The sequence below is a fragment of the Pseudomonas sp. PSKL.D1 genome, assembly GCF_028898945.1.
GTDB lineage: Bacteria > Pseudomonadota > Gammaproteobacteria > Pseudomonadales > Pseudomonadaceae > Aquipseudomonas.
In genome coordinates this window covers 918792-935745 of the sequence record NZ_CP118607.1, presented here as the reverse complement: position 1 = coordinate 935745, position 16954 = coordinate 918792, and the positions used below count along the sequence as shown (strand labels likewise).

The 16954-nt window shown below is 63.7% G+C and carries 19 protein-coding genes; 13 read left to right on the top strand and 6 right to left on the bottom strand.

Annotated features, from left to right (window positions below):
• Positions 1-213: 213 nt before the first annotated feature.
• Positions 214-561, top strand: coding sequence for an HPF/RaiA family ribosome-associated protein (locus PVV54_RS04040; RefSeq protein ID WP_274908709.1), 348 nt, complete (start codon positions 214-216; stop codon positions 559-561).
• Between the two features lie 58 nt (positions 562-619).
• On the opposite strand, the gene PVV54_RS04035 is transcribed toward PVV54_RS04040, so the two are convergent.
• Positions 620-1027 (bottom strand): response regulator, encoded by a 408-nt coding sequence (locus PVV54_RS04035; protein ID WP_274908708.1) that lies wholly within the window; start codon positions 1025-1027, stop codon positions 620-622.
• A gap of 21 nt (positions 1028-1048) precedes the next feature.
• A complete protein-coding gene (locus PVV54_RS04030; RefSeq protein WP_016497973.1) occupies positions 1049-1219 on the bottom strand; it encodes a Flp family type IVb pilin in 171 nt (56 codons plus the stop codon).
• Positions 1220-1511: 292 nt separating this feature from the next.
• Between PVV54_RS04030 and cpaB the strand changes: the two genes are divergently transcribed.
• The 8 genes from cpaB to PVV54_RS03990 are packed head-to-tail and all read left to right on the top strand — an operon-like array spanning position 1512 to position 8920.
• A complete protein-coding gene (gene cpaB, locus PVV54_RS04025; protein ID WP_274908707.1) occupies positions 1512-2462 on the top strand; it encodes a Flp pilus assembly protein CpaB in 951 nt (316 codons plus the stop codon).
• 18 nt (positions 2463-2480) lie between these two features.
• Positions 2481-3719, top strand: a complete 1239-nt coding sequence (locus PVV54_RS04020; protein ID WP_446731438.1) for a type II and III secretion system protein family protein — start codon at positions 2481-2483, stop codon at positions 3717-3719.
• Positions 3716-4906 (top strand): pilus assembly protein, encoded by a 1191-nt coding sequence (locus PVV54_RS04015; RefSeq protein WP_274908706.1) that lies wholly within the window; start codon positions 3716-3718, stop codon positions 4904-4906. Before PVV54_RS04020 ends, PVV54_RS04015 begins: the two co-directional genes overlap by 4 nt.
• The gene (locus PVV54_RS04010; protein ID WP_274908705.1) at positions 4903-6159 is read left to right on the top strand and encodes a CpaF family protein; all 1257 of its coding nucleotides are present in this window, start codon (positions 4903-4905) and stop codon (positions 6157-6159) included. Before PVV54_RS04015 ends, PVV54_RS04010 begins: the two co-directional genes overlap by 4 nt.
• Positions 6156-7037, top strand: a complete 882-nt coding sequence (locus tag PVV54_RS04005) for a type II secretion system F family protein (protein WP_274908704.1) — start codon at positions 6156-6158, stop codon at positions 7035-7037. Before PVV54_RS04010 ends, PVV54_RS04005 begins: the two co-directional genes overlap by 4 nt.
• Before the next feature lie 2 nt (positions 7038-7039).
• Positions 7040-7927 carry a type II secretion system F family protein gene (locus PVV54_RS04000; RefSeq protein ID WP_274908703.1) on the top strand — a complete coding sequence of 296 codons (888 nt, stop codon included), beginning with the start codon at positions 7040-7042 and terminating at the stop codon, positions 7925-7927.
• 10 nt (positions 7928-7937) lie between these two features.
• Complete coding sequence (locus PVV54_RS03995; RefSeq protein ID WP_274908702.1) at positions 7938-8639, top strand: tetratricopeptide repeat protein; 702 nt, start codon at positions 7938-7940, stop codon at positions 8637-8639.
• 17 nt (positions 8640-8656) lie between these two features.
• Entirely contained in the window at positions 8657-8920 is a 264-nt protein-coding gene (locus PVV54_RS03990; protein ID WP_274908701.1) for a DUF3613 domain-containing protein, read from the top strand.
• Here PVV54_RS03990 and PVV54_RS03985 read toward each other — a convergent pair.
• Complete coding sequence (locus tag PVV54_RS03985) at positions 8917-9357, bottom strand: prepilin peptidase (RefSeq protein ID WP_274908700.1); 441 nt, start codon at positions 9355-9357, stop codon at positions 8917-8919. The two genes, PVV54_RS03990 and PVV54_RS03985, sit on opposite strands and share 4 nt — an antisense overlap.
• 75 nt (positions 9358-9432) lie before the next feature.
• Between PVV54_RS03985 and PVV54_RS03980 the strand changes: the two genes are divergently transcribed.
• Complete coding sequence (locus PVV54_RS03980) at positions 9433-9876, top strand: TadE/TadG family type IV pilus assembly protein (protein WP_274908699.1); 444 nt, start codon at positions 9433-9435, stop codon at positions 9874-9876.
• A complete protein-coding gene (locus PVV54_RS03975; RefSeq protein WP_274908698.1) occupies positions 9873-12518 on the top strand; it encodes an ATP-binding protein in 2646 nt (881 codons plus the stop codon). The genes PVV54_RS03980 and PVV54_RS03975 overlap by 4 nt, the downstream gene beginning before the upstream one ends.
• On the opposite strand, the gene PVV54_RS03970 is transcribed toward PVV54_RS03975, so the two are convergent.
• On the bottom strand, positions 12503-14461 hold the full coding sequence (locus PVV54_RS03970; RefSeq protein WP_274908697.1) for a pilus assembly protein TadG-related protein: 1959 nt from the start codon (positions 14459-14461) through the stop codon (positions 12503-12505). The genes PVV54_RS03975 and PVV54_RS03970 overlap by 16 nt on opposite strands.
• 142 nt (positions 14462-14603) lie before the next feature.
• Here PVV54_RS03970 and PVV54_RS03965 point away from each other — a divergent pair, with 142 nt between their 5' ends.
• A complete protein-coding gene (locus tag PVV54_RS03965) occupies positions 14604-14894 on the top strand; it encodes a DUF3509 domain-containing protein (protein WP_274908696.1) in 291 nt (96 codons plus the stop codon).
• Positions 14895-14897: 3 nt separating this feature from the next.
• On the opposite strand, the gene PVV54_RS03960 is transcribed toward PVV54_RS03965, so the two are convergent.
• Positions 14898-15368 carry a phosphate-starvation-inducible protein PsiE gene (locus PVV54_RS03960; protein WP_274908695.1) on the bottom strand — a complete coding sequence of 157 codons (471 nt, stop codon included), beginning with the start codon at positions 15366-15368 and terminating at the stop codon, positions 14898-14900.
• Positions 15369-15597: 229 nt separating this feature from the next.
• On the opposite strand from PVV54_RS03960, the gene PVV54_RS03955 reads away from it, so the two are divergent.
• Positions 15598-15861 (top strand): YebG family protein, encoded by a 264-nt coding sequence (locus PVV54_RS03955; RefSeq protein ID WP_274908694.1) that lies wholly within the window; start codon positions 15598-15600, stop codon positions 15859-15861.
• Positions 15862-15876: 15 nt separating this feature from the next.
• On the opposite strand, the gene PVV54_RS03950 is transcribed toward PVV54_RS03955, so the two are convergent.
• The gene (locus tag PVV54_RS03950) at positions 15877-16899 is read right to left on the bottom strand and encodes a Leu/Phe/Val dehydrogenase (protein WP_274908693.1); all 1023 of its coding nucleotides are present in this window, start codon (positions 16897-16899) and stop codon (positions 15877-15879) included.
• Between the last annotated feature and the right edge of the window lie 55 nt (positions 16900-16954).

Genomic DNA, 16954 nt, shown 5'->3' with positions numbered 1-16954 from the left:
CGGATGAATCCGCTCCTACAAGGGCCTGTAGGAGCGGATTCATCCGCGATGCGGCGCGCAGCGGCGCCTTTATCCGTACACATTTTTTTTCAATCAGGGGGTTGAAATCGTCGCGCCGTTGCCTGACCTTAGAGTCAAGAGGCGAAGCATTACCCAGGGCCTCAACGGCCTGAGGCACGCCTCCATGCGAGCAAGCTGAATAAGGATTGAATCATGCAAATCCAGGTCAACAGCAGCAACCATATCGAAGGCAACATCCGTCTCAACGAGTGGGTCCGCAGTACGCTGGAAGCCACGCTCGAACGTTACGAGGAAGACCTCACCCGCATCGAGGTGCACCTGCGCGACGAAAATGGCGCCAAGCCCGGCCCGCATGACAAACGCTGCCAGATGGAGGCTCGCCCCAAAGGCCATCAACCGATTTCCGTGACCCACACCGCCACCTCGCTCGACCAGGCCGTCGACGGTGCCGCCAGCAAACTGAACAACGCGCTGGAGCACTTCTACGGGAAGCTACGCAGCAAGCGTGGGGCGCTGGAGTTGAGTGACCCGGAAGCCTGACCCAACAACGAAAACGCCCGGCCAAGTGCCGGGCGTTTTCATTCAAAGCCATTAACCCTCAATTGACGGCCCTCAACCTGGGCACGGGGAACAGGTTTTCCAGTGTTTCCAGCAAGCGCGCCTGGTACAGCGGCTTGCGGAAGAAGTCCACCACCTGCAACTGCAGCAGTTCGCTCACATCATCCAGAGTGGTCTGCCCGGAGATGACAATTACCGGCAAATGCAGGCGGGCCGTGTGGTCGCGCATGCGTTTGATCAGGCCGATACCGCTTTCGTCCGGCATGCGCAGGTCGGTGATCACCAGGGCAATGTCCGGGTGACGGGTAAGCTGTTGCAGGGCGAACTGCACCGACGTTGCAGTCAGGCAGGCAAAGCCTTCGTTCTCGAGGAGCTCGGCCAGTTCAAGCAGAACGTCCTGCTCGTCATCCACCAAGAGGATCTGTTGGCGCGCGGGAGCGTTCTGCATGGCGCTGGCTCCTGTTTACGGTCAGAGGGCGTTTTTGATCGTGGTGAACGTGGCGTTGACGGCCGTGGAAATGTCGCCGACAAAGGCAGCCAGCACCACCGCTACCATCGTCGCGATGACCGCGTACTCGATACCGGACGCACCGTCTTTGCGATGCAGGAAGTTCATGCAGTGCAGAATGAACAGTTTCATGGCTCAACTCCTTGCGGCGAACATGCCGGCGACGGCGGTATCAAAGTGACACCTATTTGCCATCAGCATCGCCAAGCTGTAGCGGACTGCAAATGTATTAAAGGATTAGTCGCAGGGCATTAATACAAAAGAATTAACCGCACGAAAATTGCTAACCCTCTGTATTGCCTCGACTTAATCACAACCCTGAAAAAAACCGCTCTGGCTCATGGCAAACGGCGATGGCTGCGCTACCGTCCTATAGCGAAATAGTAACTTTTTGCCATCAGTCGACGCGTGCAGGGAGGCCGAGATGAGCAGTCGCTTGACCCTATTCCTGGCTGCGTTCTTCCTGCTGGCAGCGCTATTGGCCGGTTATTGGGGCGTCGTGCTCAGCCGCCCCGCCCCTGCACCCGCCCCCATTACTCCCACTGCCGAACAGCCGGTTGCTACGGCAGCACCGCCCCCCGTGCCACCGGAGCCTCCCCGCACGGCTGTGGTCGTGCTGCGCAAGGCATTGCCAGCGAATACCCCCGTCAGTGAAGACGATGTGCTGGTCGAGCGCTTGCAGGTTGCGCCGGCCGGGGCCTTCCAGCAAACCGCACAGGTGATCGGGCGCATCAGTACACGGCCACTCGCGGCGGGCACCTGGCTGGATGAGTCCAGCTTTCAGGCTGGCGGGCCATTGGCGCGGATGATCCGCGCCCACGAACGGGCCGTGGCGGTTGGCGTGGACGAAGTGGTCGGCGCCGCCGGCCAACTGCGCCCGGGCGACTACGTGGACGTATTGCTGTTCCTGCGTGAAGAACCCAACAACCCGCAATCCTCTGCCCAGGTCGTGTTGCCCGCCCTGCGCGTGCTCAGCGTTGGCGAACAGACGGGCCTGGCCAACGATGGCCGCCCGGCGCAAACCGCCGAAGAGCAAAAGGCCCGCCGTGAGCAAGCCAGCCTGAACAACGGTGGCGGCACCCGCACCGTGGCGCTGGCGGTACCCGAAGCCCTGGCCAGCCACCTGATGCTGGCCGCCCAGGCGGGCACCTTGCGCCTGGCCGTGCGCAGCGCCGACGAGCAGCGCCTGGCGCGCTACTGGGCCGAGCCCGATGCCAAACCGCAGGTGGAAACCGCCAACCGCGAACTCTACCGCTTCAGCCAGCTCTCCCAGTCGCCGGTGGCCAACGTTGCCAGCCTGGCGACCAGCAAAGCCGTACCCGCCATGCACATCATCCGTGGCGCCCAGGCTGACGATAAAAACAACACCCCGTGACCCGGTAAGGATGCAGTGATGCGCCGTTCCTTTCTCAGACAAGCATGTTGTACCGGGCTGCTGGCCGCGCTGATGCCCCAGGCCCAGGCGGCGGTCAAAGGCTGCGAAGCCTTCAATCAACTGCCTTCGGTGATCGAGATTGATCAGGGCCTGCAGCAGGAACTGCGCCTGCCGCTGAGCATCAACCGTGTGGCCGTGGGCGAGCCAAAGGTGGCCGATGTGCAGGCCAGCGGTGATCGCGGCGTGGTGATTACCGCCGTGGGCCAGGGCAATACCACCCTGATGCTGTGGACGGCGTGTGCCCCCTCGCCTCACCGGGCCATGGTGTTCGTCAAAGGCCGGGCCAGTGCCGACATGGCAGAGGACAGCTTCTTGCCATCTCAGGATGCGCAAATGCCCAGCCAGGTGCAGGCGGATATCCGTTTTGTGGAAGTACGCCGTACAAAGTACAAGGAAGCTGGCGCCCGGCTGTTCTTCAAAGGCTCGAACAACAGCTTGATCGGCTCGCCTGGCACGGTGCCCAGTACCTCCGTCACACCCGGTTCGGTACCGATCACAACGCCCTCGATCCCACTCGACGACACCGTCTTCAACATCGTCTGGGGCGGTGGCAGCAGCCGCTTCCTGGCCATGATCAACGCCTTGGAAAACAGCGGCTTCGCCTACACCCTCGCGCGCCCGAGCCTTACCGTGCTCAGCGGCCAGACGGCCAGCTTCCTGGCGGGCGGCGAAATCCCCATCCCGGTGCCGAGCGCGGGCAGTGACAACGTGTCGATCGAGTACAAGGAGTTTGGCGTGCGCCTTGCGCTAACCCCGACCATCGTCAGCCCGGGCCGGATCACCCTCAAGGTTGCGCCAGAGGTGAGCGAACTCGACTACAGCAACGTGGTGACCATCGCCGGCACCCAGGTGCCGGGGCTTACGGTAAGGCGCACCGACACCAGCATTGCCCTGGCCGATGGCGAGAGTTTCATCATCAGCGGCCTGGTCAGCAACACCACCCGCTCTGCCGTGGACCGGCTGCCCGGCCTGGGCAGCCTGCCGGTGTTGGGCGCGTTCTTCCGCAGCTCGGCCATGCAACGCGAAGACACCGAACTGTTGATGATCGTCACCCCCCACCTGGTTCAGCCGCTGGCCGCCAACGCACGCTTGCCACAATTGCCCGGTGAAAACCTGCGCAACTACGACCCCAGTTGGGGCCGCCTGTTCTTCCTGGAGAACGGCAACTTCGATGGTAACGGGGGGTTATCGCAATGAACGAAAGCCTGAACCCCACATTCCTCGCCATCACTCGCAATGAAGAGGATCTTCATTGGCTGCAAGGCGCGCTGGCGCCGCAGGGCCAAGTGATAGGCGCTACTGCTGGAAGCCTTGATGAGCTGCTGGCACTGGTCAACGCCACCTTCAGCAACTTGATGTTCATCGGCCTGGACCGCGAACAACTGATCAGCCAGTGCGCCCTGATCGAAGGCGTGCTGGAGGCCAAACCCATGCTGGCCATCGTTGCCCTGGGTGACGGCATGGACAACCAGTTGGTGCTGCACGCCATGCGCGCCGGCGCCCGCGATTTTGTCGCCTATGGCTCACGCGCCAGTGAAGTGGCAGGCCTGGTGCGCCGCCTGGGCAAACGCATGCCAGCGGTGGCCAGCAACCCCAGCCTCGGCGGCCTCACGGTGCTGTTCGGCGTACAGAGCGGTGCCGACGGCGCGTTGCTCACCACCCACCTCGCCCGGGTGGTGCAGGAAAGCGGCCAGCAAACCCTGTTGCTGGACCTTGGCCTGCCGCGTGGTGACAGCCTGGCCCTGCTTGGCCTGGAAGCATCGTTCTTCTTCGGCGATGCCCTGCGCCACCTGCGCCGCCTGGACACCACGCTGATCGACAGCGCCTTCACCCGCGACAAAAAAGGCCTGCGCCTGCTGACCTACGCCGAAACCGACGACCCGCTGCAGCAAACCAGCGCCGCCGAGCTGTACATGCTGCTCAGCGCCCTGCGCCAGCACTTCCAGCACATCGTCGTCAACCTGACCGGGCACGCCGACAGCGAAGCCCTGCGCACGCTGGTGAGCCACTGCGACAAGCTGATCGTCTACACCGACCAGAACATCCTCGATTGCCGGCGCAACCTCGAAGTGCTCGACCTGTGGCGCGACCACGGCATCAAACTGGAACATGCCAGCCTGCTGGTGGACCGCTACCTGGGCAACGTTGCCCCCGACGCCGACACCCTGGCCAAACGCTACGGTTTACCCTTGCTCAAGGCCATCCCCTACAGCCCCGAAGTGCGCCTGAACGTGAAAAACCAGGGCCTGAGCCTGTTCGAACTCGCCCCCCGGGAAAGCCTCACCCAAGCCCTGCGGGCCTTGGGCGAGCGCCTGGCGCGGCGTTCTGAAAACCTCACACCGCCGGCCTTCACCTGGCTGCGCCGGCTTTGGGGCAGCAAATGAACAGCGACCAACCCTTTGGCGGCCAGCAGCACGCCTCTGGCGACCCGTACGCACTCAAGCGTGCGCTGCACCGTTTTGCCATCGACGCCATCGAGGACAGCGGCCGCAACCTGCTTGAGGGCGCCCGCCCGGCGCTGACCCAGTTCGTGCTGGAGCAGGTGGGCGATTACGTCGCCCGCCTGCGCCTGGCGTTGTCACGCTATGAAATGGAGCGTTTGGCCGAAGAGCTGGTGGACGAGCTGACCGGCTTCGGCCCGCTGGAAGTGCTGCTGCGTGACGCCACCGTCACTGAAATCCTGGTCAACGGCCCCCACCGTGTGTTCGTGGAGCGGGCCGGCCTGTTGCAGCAAACCGACCTGCGCTTTATCGACGCCCACCACGTGGAGCGGGTGATGCAGCGCATCCTTGCACCACTGGGTCGGCGCCTGGACGAATCCTCGCCCATGGTCGATGCGCGCATGCCTGACGGCAGCCGGGTAAATGCGATCATCCCGCCGGTGGCGCTGGACGGCCCGTGCCTGTCGATCCGCAAGTTCCGCCAGGACATGCTCAAGAGTGCCGACCTGCTGGCCACCCGCGCCATCGACCAGCCAATTTTCGACTTCTTCGAGCGCGCCGTGGGCAAACGCTGCAACATCCTGGTCAGCGGCGGCACCGGCACCGGCAAGACCACCCTGCTGAACATCCTCAGCCAGATGATTGCCCCCCGCGAACGCCTGGTGACCATCGAAGACGTTGCCGAACTGCAACTGCACCACCCCCACGTGGTGCGCCTGGAAACCCGCCCTCCGAACGCCGAGGGCCATGGCGAAATCAAGGCCAGCGAGCTGATCCGCAACGCCCTGCGCATGCGCCCCGACCGCATCATCCTGGGCGAAATCCGCGGCAGCGAAGTGCTGGATGTGCTCACCGCGATGAACACCGGCCACGACGGGTCGATGAGCACGGTGCACGCCAACACTGCCCAGGATGCACTGCTGCGCCTGGAAACTTTGGTCGGCCTCAGTGGCCGGCAGATTGCCGAGAAGACCTTGCGCCAGATGGTGTGTGCGGCGCTGGATGTGGTGATCCAGCTGACCCGCCTGCCCGACGGCCGGCGCTGCGTGAGCGAAGTGCTGGAAGTGGTCGGGGTGCGCGATGAAGTGTACGTAACCAACACCCTGTTCCGCCTCGATCGCCGGGGTGGCGACAGTTTCCTGCGCGAAGCGCCCAACCCGGCGGGCAGCAAACTGCGCATAGAGGGCGTGCTGTGACCGGCCCTCTGTTGTTGGCCTTGGCGCCTTTGTTGCTGGGTGTCGCCCTGCTGCTGTTGCGCCGCGGCCTGTACAAGCGCCATGAAGAACGCATTCTGCAACGCCTGGGGCGGGCCTTCAGCATCGTGCGCAATGGCACGGCCAGGCGTGATTGGCTCGACCCGTTGCTGGAGCGTGCCGGGCTGGGCAACGTCAACGTCCAGCCACAGCGCTGGCTACTGGCATGGCTCGCCCCGGTAATGCTGGCCTTGATCCTTGCTGGTTGGGTGGCCGCGCTGATGCTGCTGATCGGCCTGCCAACCCTCGTTTACTTGTTCCTGAGCTGGCAAAGCCGCCGGCATGTGCGGCAAATCGTCGACCAACTGCCCGGTTTGCTGGACTACAGCGTACGCAGCCTGAAGGCCGGGCGAACCCTCAATGACGCCGTGCTGGGCGGTATCGACAGCAGCCGTGAACCACTGCGCTCGGCCATGTCACGCGTGCGGCGCAACGTGCAGCTGGGTGTGGCACTGGACGACGCTGTAAGCGAACTGGCCGAGCTGCACAAACAGGCCGAGCTGCGGTTGTTCGCCCTCGGCCTGCGGATCAACCAGCGCTACGGCGGCAACGCCAGCGAGCTGATGGAAAACCTGATCAAGCTGATCCGCGAGCGCGAACAGGGCGCGCGCCAACTGAAGGCAATGACCGGTGAAACGCGCATTACCGCGATCATTCTTGGCTCGTTGCCACTGGCGATGGTCGGCTACTTCATGATGGCCAACCCCCATTACCTGCTGGCCATGTGGCGCGACAGCAGCGGCCAGATGATGCTGTTGCTGGCCTTTGCCCTGCAGGTGCTCGGCTGCCTGGTGCTATGGCGCATGATGAGGAGCTTGTGACCATGGCCCTGCTGATTTGCGCCCTGTGCCTATTCATCGCTGCCAGCCTGTTCGGCATGCAGGCTATCCGCCAGTGGCGTGCCCGCGTGCTGGTGGCCCGGCGGCTGCAAGGGCGGCTAGCCCGCGAGGAACGCCTGGGCGACTGGTTGCACTGGCTGGGCAGCAGCCCATGGGGGCAGCGGCTGCAAAAGCTCGATGGCGAAAGCCAGGCCCTGCTCGAACGTATCGGCTGGCGCCGCAGCCGCCAGCGCGCACTGTTTGCAGCAGTTCAATTGGGCTTGCCGCTGCTGGCCGTGGCGGTGACGCTGCTGTTGCAACAAGGCTTCAAGGGCAGCGCTGCGGCCAACTGGGTGATCTGGCCGCTGTGCGCGCTGGGTGCCGGCTACCTGCTGCCCAAGCGCCTGTTGGCGGTGGCTGCGGCCCGTCGTCAGCAGCGTATCGCCGAAGAAGTGAGCCTGATGATCCCCATGCTGCGCATCCTCTTCGAAACCGGGCTTGCCGTTGAACAGGCGCTGCGCGTGTTGAGCCAGGAGGGCAGAACGCTGATCCCGCACATCAGCGAAGAGCTGCGCCAGGTACTGCAGCGGGTGGATTCGGGCCTGGCGCTTGGCCCGGAACTTGAGAAAGTCGCCCAGCTGCTGGCCGTGGACGAGTTCACCGATACCTGCGTGATCCTGCGCCAGTTGCTGGCTCAGGGCAGCGGCGCGATGAAGTCATTGCTGGCGCTGAAAACCCTGCTCGACGACCGGCGCCTGACCCGCCTGCAAGAACGGGTGTCGATGATGTCGGCCAAGATGTCGGCAGTAATGATGGTGTTTTTGTTCCCGGCGTTGCTGATTGTCCTCGCCGGGCCGGGTTTTTCGGCGTTGGCGCGGGCGTTGGCCCCATGAGGAGTAAGGCATGAGAACCATCCTGTTGTGCGCAAGCCTGGTGTTGTTGACCGGTTGCGCCGGGCAGCAGCCCGAGGGGCTGCGCCAGTTGTTCGCGCCTTCAAGCTGCAGCAAGCCGGACGCCGACCAGCAACTGGCCCTGAACCTGGCGGACGAAATGCTCAACGACGGGCGCCCGCACGCCAGCCTCGCCCATTTGCAGCAACTGCCAAACACCTTTGACCAGGTGCGCCTGCGCAAGGCCAAAGTGTCGCGCCTACTTGGCCTGAGTGAGGCCGAACCCTTGTACCGCAGCTTGCTCGGCGGTTGCCTGGCCGCCGAAGGCGAACACGGCCTGGGCCAATTGGCCTCGGCCCGGGGCGACGACGTGCAGGCCCTGCAGAACCTGCAGCGGGCGGTGCGCCTGGCGCCCACCGACGAGCGCGTGCGCAATGACCTGGGCGTGGTGTTAATGAACCTCGGCCGCTATGAGCAAGCACGCTTCGAGCTGCTGACAGCCATCGAGCTGAAAGACGACAGCCCGCTGCCTGCGGTCAACCTGGTGACCCTGGCGCTGGTACAGGACAACTGGCAGCAGGCCACCGACCTGGTCGGCCGGCTGCAGCTCAAACCCGGCCAGTTTGCCGAAGCCCAGGCACGGGCCAGCCAGATCAAGGCGGGCGGCAGAGGCCCGATAGCCTCCGCCAGAGCCCCGGACATGATGGTCAACTGATTATCGCGGAGGTGATCATGATCAAGCACATGATGGTGCTGGCCTGCTGCGTGGCCAGCATGGCTGCGCTGGCCGAAGAGTATTCGCGCCAACCACCCAGGGACGAAACGGCCACCGAAGCCCTGCTGCGCGTGCAGTCCAGCGGCGAGCAGGCGTCCAAACGGTTGCAGGTGCAGACGGCGCGCGAACGCGACCAGTCCATGCAGCGCTGGCTGGACACCTACAAGTACGAAATCCCGGATTTCTACCGCTGGACCAAAATGACGGAACGCAACAATTAAGCAGCCTGCGGGCTCAACCAGCCCCAGGCGAGCGAGAGGGCAAAGCCCGCCAGCAAGAACGGCGCGAATGGCCTTTTCTCGCCCGGCTGGCGTGTTTTGCGTCGCACCAGCAGCCACAAGACCAGCACAACGCCGGCGCCGATGAAAGTGCCGAGCACGTGGTCCAGGCTGCTGGCCAGGGCCAGGGCCCCGAGCAATTTGACATCGCCTGCCCCGAACTGGCCCAGCATGTAGCCGGGCAATGTCAGCAACAGGACGATAACGAAACCCAGCGCAGCTTCGCTGCCCTGAGCACCGAGCCAACTATGACCGGTCGTCAGCAGCCAAACCAATGCACAGGCTGCCGCGCCCAGCGTCAACACATTGGAAATCTGCCGCTCCCGGGCATCTTGCCCGGCGCACAGAGCAAGCCAGACCAGCACTGCGAGGCTATGCATAGGCAAATGGCCATCCCTGTTCGTCGAACGGTTCTATGCTGTTACTCAGGATTCATGGTCAGGGTAGACGCAATCATGAAAGCAGGCCCGGCAAAACGGCAAAAAGGCGCAGCGGCCATCGAGTTCGCGGCAGTGTTCATGATCTTCTTCGCCGTGTTCTACGGCCTGGTCAGCTACACCCTGCCCATGCTGATGCTGCAATCATTCAACCAGGCCAGCGCCGAAGCGGTGCGCCGCTGCGTCGCGCTGGACCCGGACAGCGCCAGCTACACCACCGATGTACAAAACCTGGCCCGCCAGGTGATCAGCCAGCAATTGCAGTGGATGCCTTCCGCCTTCAACTTTCAGGCTGCCAGCGACGCGCAGGTGACCCTGGGCGCCGACAAACTGCTGACCGTGGCCATCAACTACCCCAAAACCAAGTTGACCAACGTGTTGCCCATGCTGGTGCTGCCCCTGATTGGTGAGGTGCCGCGCCTGCCGGATCGGCTGCGCGCCGAAGCGAGCCTGCAGCTATGAGCGGCATGTTCGATCGCTGGCTGGGCGGCCAGGCCATCGCACAGGCAGACCCGGCCCCACAAGCGGTGGGCTTGCAACTCTGGCTGGATGAGCAGGGGCACGTGCAGCGTTTGTCCGGGCCATTGCGCACGGTGCTTGCGGCGCCTTCAAACAGCGCCCCTCGGGTGCATGACTACCTGCAACGGCACAGCTGGCTGGTGCTTGAAGGCGACCCCGTCGACTGGCAAGGGCAACCGCTTGATCTGGATTTCGCCACCGTGCACGGCCCTGCTCTGCACACGCGGGGCTGGCTGCAGCGCCAGGCCGATGGTTGGTTGCTGCAGTTGTTCGACATCGGCGACTTACTGGGTGAACGCGAACGCCAGGGCCATCACCTGACCGAACAACACCTGGCAGCGGACGTTGGCCGTGCCCTGCGCGACTGCGACGAAGACCGCCTGATGCAGACGGCCGCCGCACAGTTGCAGCACCTGGCCGAGTACTGGCATGCAGGGTCTGTGCGCCTGATGCTGCCAGGCGGTACCGGCTGGCACACCTATGCCAGCAGCGAGCACGACTGGCCTTGGGCGGACGACGACCGTTTGAGCCCCTGGCTGCAATCCTTGCCGCCGCGCGCCCGGGAGGTGGCGGGCGACAACCCGTTGTTGCAGTCGTCCTGCGCTGGCTTGCCCTTGTTGGCCCTGCCCTACCTGCACGGCCACGCGGTACAGGCCTGGTTGCTGTGTGCCGGAGCGCAAAAGCGGCCGGCAAGCGAAACCGTCGCAGCGTTGCTGCAAGCGCTGATCGAGCCTTTGCTCAGCCGCTTGCGCCAGCACCAGCTGCAACAACGTTCACGGCACCTGGATGAGCTGCAACAGCAGTTGGGAGCGGGCTGGTGGGCATGGCCCCTGCAAGGGCCGTTGCAGTTCGACCCGGCCCTGGCCTTGCGCCTGGGCGTGCCGGCCGAAGCCAGTGCCGAGCAATGGCTGGCCCGCGTACACCCGGCTGACCGTGAAGCCGCACACATGGCGCTGGAGCAACTGCGCGAAGGTGTTGCGCTGAGCCTGAACCTGCGCCTGCTGCCGGCAAACAGCCTGGCAAGCCCACGCTGGCTACAATGGGTCGGCCAGTTGCAAGGCCGCCATGTTCAGGGCTATCTGCTCGATATCAGCGCACTTAAGGCTCAAGAGCTGCAGGCCGGGGCCGCGCGTGCCCGGCTGGAAAACCTGATCGCCAGCTCGCCCGCGGTAATCTATGTGCAGCGCTATACCGAGGGTGCGTTGCACAGTGAATTCTTCAGCGCCAGCCTCACACCACTGCTGGGCTGGGCGCCGGACAGCGAACAGGCACGCCAGCCAGGCCAGGCGGTGCACCCCGACGATCGCTGGCTATGGCTGGAACGCACCCGCACGTTACTGCGCGACGGCCAGGCCCGCAGCCGCTACCGCCTGCGTGATCACCTTGGCGGCTACCACTGGATACTGGACGAAGCCCGCCTGTTGCGTGACGACCTGGGCCAACCGGTAGAAGCGGTGGGCCTGTGGCTGGACGTCACCGAAGCGACTGAAGCGGCCGAACGGGTGCGCCAAAGCGAAGAGCGCTACCGGGTGCTGGTAGAGGATTCGCCGGCCATGATCTGCCGCTACCGCCCCAACCTTGAACTGCTGTTCGGCAACAAGCCGCTTGCCGAGCAACTGGAGTGCCCGCCGCCGCAGCTGGCCGGCATGAACCTCGGCCAGTGGCTGTCCGACAGCCAACGCACGGCCTTCCTGCAGCGCCTGGCGATGCTGACCCCCGAGCAGCCCTTGGCCAGCGCCGAAATCTGCCTGCAACTGCCTGGGCGCAAAACAGCCTGGTGGGTGTGGGCCGAGCGTGGCTTGTTCGATGAACACGGCCAGTTACAGGAAGTGCAGGCAGTGGGCCGCGACAACACCGAGGTCCGCCAGAGCCAGCGGCAACTGCTGCAAGGCGCCAAGATGGCGACGTTGGGCGAGCTGACCACAGGGTTGCTGCACGAGATCAACCAGCCACTTAACGTGATGCGCCTGGCCACGGGCAATGCGCTCAAACGCCTGGAAAGCGGTGCGGTGGATACCGACTACCTGACGGACAAAATGCAGCGCATCGGCGCCCAGGTAGCCCGCGCCACGCGCATGGTCGACCACATGCGCGCCTACGGGCGGCGCTCCGATGCCGAGGGCCGGCCATTTACGGGCTGGGCGGCGGTTGAAGGCGCCGTGGCAATGCTGGCCGAGGGTTTGCGCGGCAAAGGGGTGAGCGTGCAGATGGAGCCACCCGCGGCGCAGCCTGAAGTACTTGGCCACCCCGACCAGCTTGAGCAGGTGCTGATCAACCTGATCGTCAATGCCCGCGATGCCTTGCTGGAGCGGCAAGTTGCCAGCCCGCGCATTCACGTCAGCCAGCGCATTGGCCAGGGCCAGTTGTGCCTGCTGGTCGAAGACAATGCCGGCGGCATCGACCCCAGGCTGGTGGCGCGTATTTTCGAACCGTTCTTCACCACCAAGCCCGCCGGGGCAGGCACTGGCCTGGGGTTGTCGGTGAGCCATGCCATCGTCGAAACGATGGGCGGCCGGCTGGAAGTGCTGAACAGCCGTGAGGGGGCCTGCTTCCGTGTGTGGCTGCCGCTTTACAGCGCCAGCTGAGCGCGGCCGCCGGAGCAGCTGAGGTTGGCGCCGACTTCGGCGTTGACCAGGTCGATGCCCAGCACTTTGAGCAGCACGTTCACCAATGGGTCGAGCAGTGGGCTAAGCAGGTTTTTGATCAAGGGGTCGACGATGCCTTTGACGCCGCTGAGCACATTGCCAGCGATGACGAGCAAATCGCCGAGGCCGCTGTTGACGGTGGGTTTGTAGGCTTGCAGTTGAACGCCCAACAAGGTGTCGCTGAGGCTGTTGACCACGTTGTTATTGGCGGTTTGCATGTTCAGGTAGGCCGGAGTAAGGCCAATGTTCGGTGGCGTGCTGTTGGGCGCCTGGAACACCAGCGGGCGTTCGACGGCGCCACTGCCCAAGACCTTGCTGTCTACACGCAAACCCAGGCCACCGCCCGCAAACGGCACACGCGCGTCGCAGACGGCAGGCAGTATCAATAGCCGGGTACAGCGCTTGGTACCGATATCCACCAACGCCAGTGCCTTGACCACCGTGGTGCCGCTGGTGAAGAACGCATTGGTGGATTCAAAACGCCCGACCGCGATCTTGGCGGCCGAACTTTGGGTCTGAGTGGTGAGACGTTTTGGGGAGCAACTGAACGTATCGGGCGATAGCGGGTTGAGCCTTGTAGTGGCCTCGGCAACCTCCAGCCCGATATCCAGCGAGAGTTTGTCCGGGACAAGGACGATATCGGTGACCGTACACGGCACCCCGATCAGGCAGAGAACCGATTGCAAGGTGCTGGCAAGGTTGAGGCTGAGCAGGTTGTTCAGCACGTTGGTGATTGGCCCCACCAGGTCCAGCACCGCATTGAGCAACCCGGCAACCGTATCGAGCAACGGCAGTTCGAGCGAAATCATCGCCCGCACCTGCGCCGTATGCACCCGCAACTCATCCGTACGCGGGTCCCCCACCGCCGAAATCTGCTGCGGCTCGATCACCTTCAACCGCACCCGCCCGTTAACCAGCCCCAGCACACTGATGGGCAAATCCGCCGTGGCCGCACTTTCGCTCACCGCCAGCTGAATCACCCCCTGCACCAGCTGCAGCAACTGGATGCTGGCATCCAGCCCAGCCTGGGCAGTGCCATTCTGGATGTCGAGCAAATCACCCAACTGCAGCAACGTGCTGTTGCTGGCACCCAGCGCCACCTTGCCCAAATTGGTCACCACATCGGCCGCCGCACCGCTCTGCTGCAATACCTTGACCGCCGCTTGCAGCAATTGGGTGGCAGTGGCGTCAGCGGTGAGCAATTGCTGGTAATCGCCGGCCTTGAGGTTGAGGTCGACGGCCAGCTGGTCAAGGTACTTGAGCAGGTTGAGCTGGGTAGTGGCAATGCCCTGCCAGCCGGCCACATCCAGCTGAACGGCACCGCCCAGGGCGCCGAGCAGGGCATTGAGTAACACCGACTGGCGCGAATCAACCGTCGCCAGCGTGGTGCGAATAGTCAGCATCGCCTGGGGCGGTGTTGGTGTGGACGCCACCGCATGGGCCTGCAAGGTGGTGGTCAACGGCACGCCATTGCCCTGCGCCAGGCTGTACACCCCCGCCGCAAAACTGGTCTGCACCGCATTGCTCACATCCACCCTGATGGCTTCATTGCGGTCATTGTTGCTGGTGAACGTGCGCAGGCTGTTGGCGCCGGTCTGCAAAAACCCGCAACTTGCCGTGAGCGGGTTGCTGGGCGCGTGGCCGTTGCGGGTTGCGGCGGCGCGGGCAATCGCCGTGGCCTGTGGCCCGCTGCCCGTGCACACGGCAAACTGGCCTGCAGCCTCCAGCGCCGACATGTCGGCAATACGCTGCAGCTTGCGCTGTTCGAGGTAAAGCCGGCCACTGTCGATCACCACCAGCATGAACAACAGCGCCAGGCCCAGGGTAGTCACCGCCATGAGGCCGATTGCGCCACGCTGACGGGCAGCTGATGAGGGAACCACGGGCACTCCTTTGCCGGCCACTGGCCATGCGTCGCGGCTGCGATTACAAGAGTGTAGTTGCGATACTGGCTATGTGCCCATCAGGAACCAAACCGGCGCTTGCCCGGTCAATCCTGCAATCATTGCTTGCAGGCCCCCGACCATGCACAACCCGTTTGAACAGATCAGCGACGCCTTTGCCCCCGATTACCGGGTCAACCTGAGCATCGAAAGCCTCGACGGCAGCATCATGCTGACCCTGTCGGACGATGCCGGCGTGGTCGCCAAACGCCGCATCAGCCAGGCCCAGCGCAACGACCCGATGCGCATGCAGCGGGTGATCGACAGCATCCGCCTGGGCCTGGCCATCGAGCTGGGCCAGAACCCATTGCAGGTCCTGGCCGCCCTCACCCGCGACCCACGCCACGAACCCCAACGGTTCATGGCCAACTGAAGGTCACTTGCCCTCGTCCACTTCCTTGCCGTTGGCGTCCAGCACCTTGGTCGACGGGTAGCGGTACGAGGCGTAGCGCACCACCAGGATCGAGAACGCCAGCAGCAGGATGCCACCGCACAGGTACAGCAAGCCTTCGTCCGGTGCCTTGTGGTGCGACACATCGCCTATCAGCAGGCGGGTCAACGCGGTGATGGCCACGTACAGCAAGAAGCGGATGGGCATGTGGTTGGTCTTGAAGTAGATCCCGACCATCGCCCCCAACTCCAGGTAGATGAACAACAGCAGGATGTCATCGACACTGATCCCGCCCTTGCCCAGCATGTCCAGGAAGGTCATCACCGCCGCATAGGCCGTGATCGCGCCGATGCCGAACAGCGCCAGGTAATGAAACGCCTCGACGCACAGGTTGCCCAGCGAGTCGGCTGAGCCATGCAGCCCCTTGCGCACCTTGTCAGCCCATTTGATGTTCACGATGTCCTACTCCCCGATACGACATGAAGGATGATGCATCACGCCTGTGACGCTTGTGGCATGCAGTTAAAGGGCCAGGCCCCAGACTTGGAAGGCGGCGAATTGCCGCAAGGCACCTGTGCGCTACGCTTTTTTGCGGGAAGGGTTGCGCTCTTGGCGCAATTGCCATTACTGTATGCGCATACAGTTATCGACCAACGCAACCAGCAAAAAGGCATAGAGGTGATGAATGGCCGTCGAAGTGGTGTACCGCAGCAGCCGCGACCCGGAGCGCTTGTTCATGGATAAGGCCGAAGCAGACCGTCACGACAAGATGCTCGAACTGGCCGAACGCCTGGCCGAAGTGCTGCATAAAGCAGTGCCTTCGTTGACCGAGCAGCAGGTTGAGGAAGCGGGTATTTACATGGCCAAGAACCGCGATGTGTTCGCGCGGGCGTTCAAGAGCCAGCCGGATGCACTGGCCGAGTTGCTGGAAGGTGGCACCGCCGAGTAACCGCAGGGCCCGTGCCTACGGGCCGTACAGCAATCGCTCCGCCAACATCTGTGCCACGCGCGCAGGTGAGCGTTTCTCGGCCTGGGCATGGGCAAAAACCTCGGTAAGGCGCTCTGGAATGCGCGCCAGATGCGCCGTAATGGTCCCCAGGTCTTCGCCCCTGTGCTTCAACGCCACATAGATCAAACCGCCGGCATTTATCACGAAATCCGGCGCATACAGAATCCCGCGGGTTTCCAGCTGGTCAGCTACCTGCAACGTGGTCAATTGATTGTTGGCCGCCCCCGCAACTGCCGCGCAGCGTAACTGCATTACGGTTTGCCCGTTGAGCACCGGCCCTACGCCGCAGGGGGCGAAAATGTCGCACGGTGTGCTGATCAAGGCATCGTTAGTGACCGGGTGGGCATTGAACTGCTCCACCGCGAGCCGAACCCTGCCTGGGTCCAGGTCACTTACCAACAGCTCCGCGCCGGCAGAATGCAACTGCTCGGCCAGCGTATAGCCGACGTTGCCCAACCCCTGCACCGCTACCCGCAAGCCTTCCAGATTTGAGCTGCCCAAACGGGCGGAAGAGGTAGCGCGGATGCCCGCAAAAACACCCATTGCCGCGTGTGGCGAAGGGTCGCCCGACGCCGTCGTACTGGTCACATGAGGCGTGGCCTGGGCGATGCAGTCCATGTCGAGGGTCGACGTACCGCTGTCCACCGCAATGATGAAGCGCCCTTGCAGGGTATCGATGAACCGGCCAAAGGCTTCAAACAGGGCGGCGCGGTTTTCCACATGCGGGTTGCGCATGACCACCGCCTTGCCCCCTCCAAAGCTCAAACCCGCCAGTGCCGCCTTGTAGCTCATGCCTTGGGCCAGGCGAATGGCATCGGTCATGGCGCTTTCGTCATCGGCATAGGGCAGGTAGCGACAACCGCCCATCGCCGGGCCGAGCTGTTCGCTGTGAATCGCCACCACAGCCTTGAGGCCGGTGGGCGGGTCGATGAAAAGGTGCAGCGACTGGGTACGGGTGCTTTGCATCAGCGCGAACATCGGCGGGCTCCCCTACGAGGTGCTCCCACCAGTATAGGCACGCGCCTGAACACCG

What these genes read in the sequence shown, in the direction of transcription:
- PVV54_RS03955 (WP_274908694.1), top strand. Translation starts at nt 15,598, where the DNA reads ATGGCCGTCGAAGTGGTGTACCGCAGCAGCCGCGACCCGGAGCGCTTG.
- PVV54_RS03990 (WP_274908701.1), top strand. Translation starts at nt 8,657, where the DNA reads ATGATCAAGCACATGATGGTGCTGGCCTGCTGCGTGGCCAGCATGGCT.
- PVV54_RS03965 (WP_274908696.1), top strand. Translation starts at nt 14,604, where the DNA reads ATGCACAACCCGTTTGAACAGATCAGCGACGCCTTTGCCCCCGATTAC.
- PVV54_RS04015 (WP_274908706.1), top strand. Translation starts at nt 3,716, where the DNA reads ATGAACGAAAGCCTGAACCCCACATTCCTCGCCATCACTCGCAATGAA.
- PVV54_RS03950 (WP_274908693.1), bottom strand. Translation starts at nt 16,899, where the DNA reads ATGTTCGCGCTGATGCAAAGCACCCGTACCCAGTCGCTGCACCTTTTC.
- PVV54_RS03980 (WP_274908699.1), top strand. Translation starts at nt 9,433, where the DNA reads ATGAAAGCAGGCCCGGCAAAACGGCAAAAAGGCGCAGCGGCCATCGAG.
- PVV54_RS04000 (WP_274908703.1), top strand. Translation starts at nt 7,040, where the DNA reads ATGGCCCTGCTGATTTGCGCCCTGTGCCTATTCATCGCTGCCAGCCTG.
- PVV54_RS04035 (WP_274908708.1), bottom strand. Translation starts at nt 1,027, where the DNA reads ATGCAGAACGCTCCCGCGCGCCAACAGATCCTCTTGGTGGATGACGAG.
- PVV54_RS04040 (WP_274908709.1), top strand. Translation starts at nt 214, where the DNA reads ATGCAAATCCAGGTCAACAGCAGCAACCATATCGAAGGCAACATCCGT.
- cpaB (WP_274908707.1), top strand. Translation starts at nt 1,512, where the DNA reads ATGAGCAGTCGCTTGACCCTATTCCTGGCTGCGTTCTTCCTGCTGGCA.
- PVV54_RS04030 (WP_016497973.1), bottom strand. Translation starts at nt 1,219, where the DNA reads ATGAAACTGTTCATTCTGCACTGCATGAACTTCCTGCATCGCAAAGAC.
- PVV54_RS03995 (WP_274908702.1), top strand. Translation starts at nt 7,938, where the DNA reads ATGAGAACCATCCTGTTGTGCGCAAGCCTGGTGTTGTTGACCGGTTGC.
- PVV54_RS04010 (WP_274908705.1), top strand. Translation starts at nt 4,903, where the DNA reads ATGAACAGCGACCAACCCTTTGGCGGCCAGCAGCACGCCTCTGGCGAC.
- PVV54_RS04020 (WP_446731438.1), top strand. Translation starts at nt 2,481, where the DNA reads ATGCGCCGTTCCTTTCTCAGACAAGCATGTTGTACCGGGCTGCTGGCC.
- PVV54_RS03975 (WP_274908698.1), top strand. Translation starts at nt 9,873, where the DNA reads ATGAGCGGCATGTTCGATCGCTGGCTGGGCGGCCAGGCCATCGCACAG.
- PVV54_RS03985 (WP_274908700.1), bottom strand. Translation starts at nt 9,357, where the DNA reads ATGCATAGCCTCGCAGTGCTGGTCTGGCTTGCTCTGTGCGCCGGGCAA.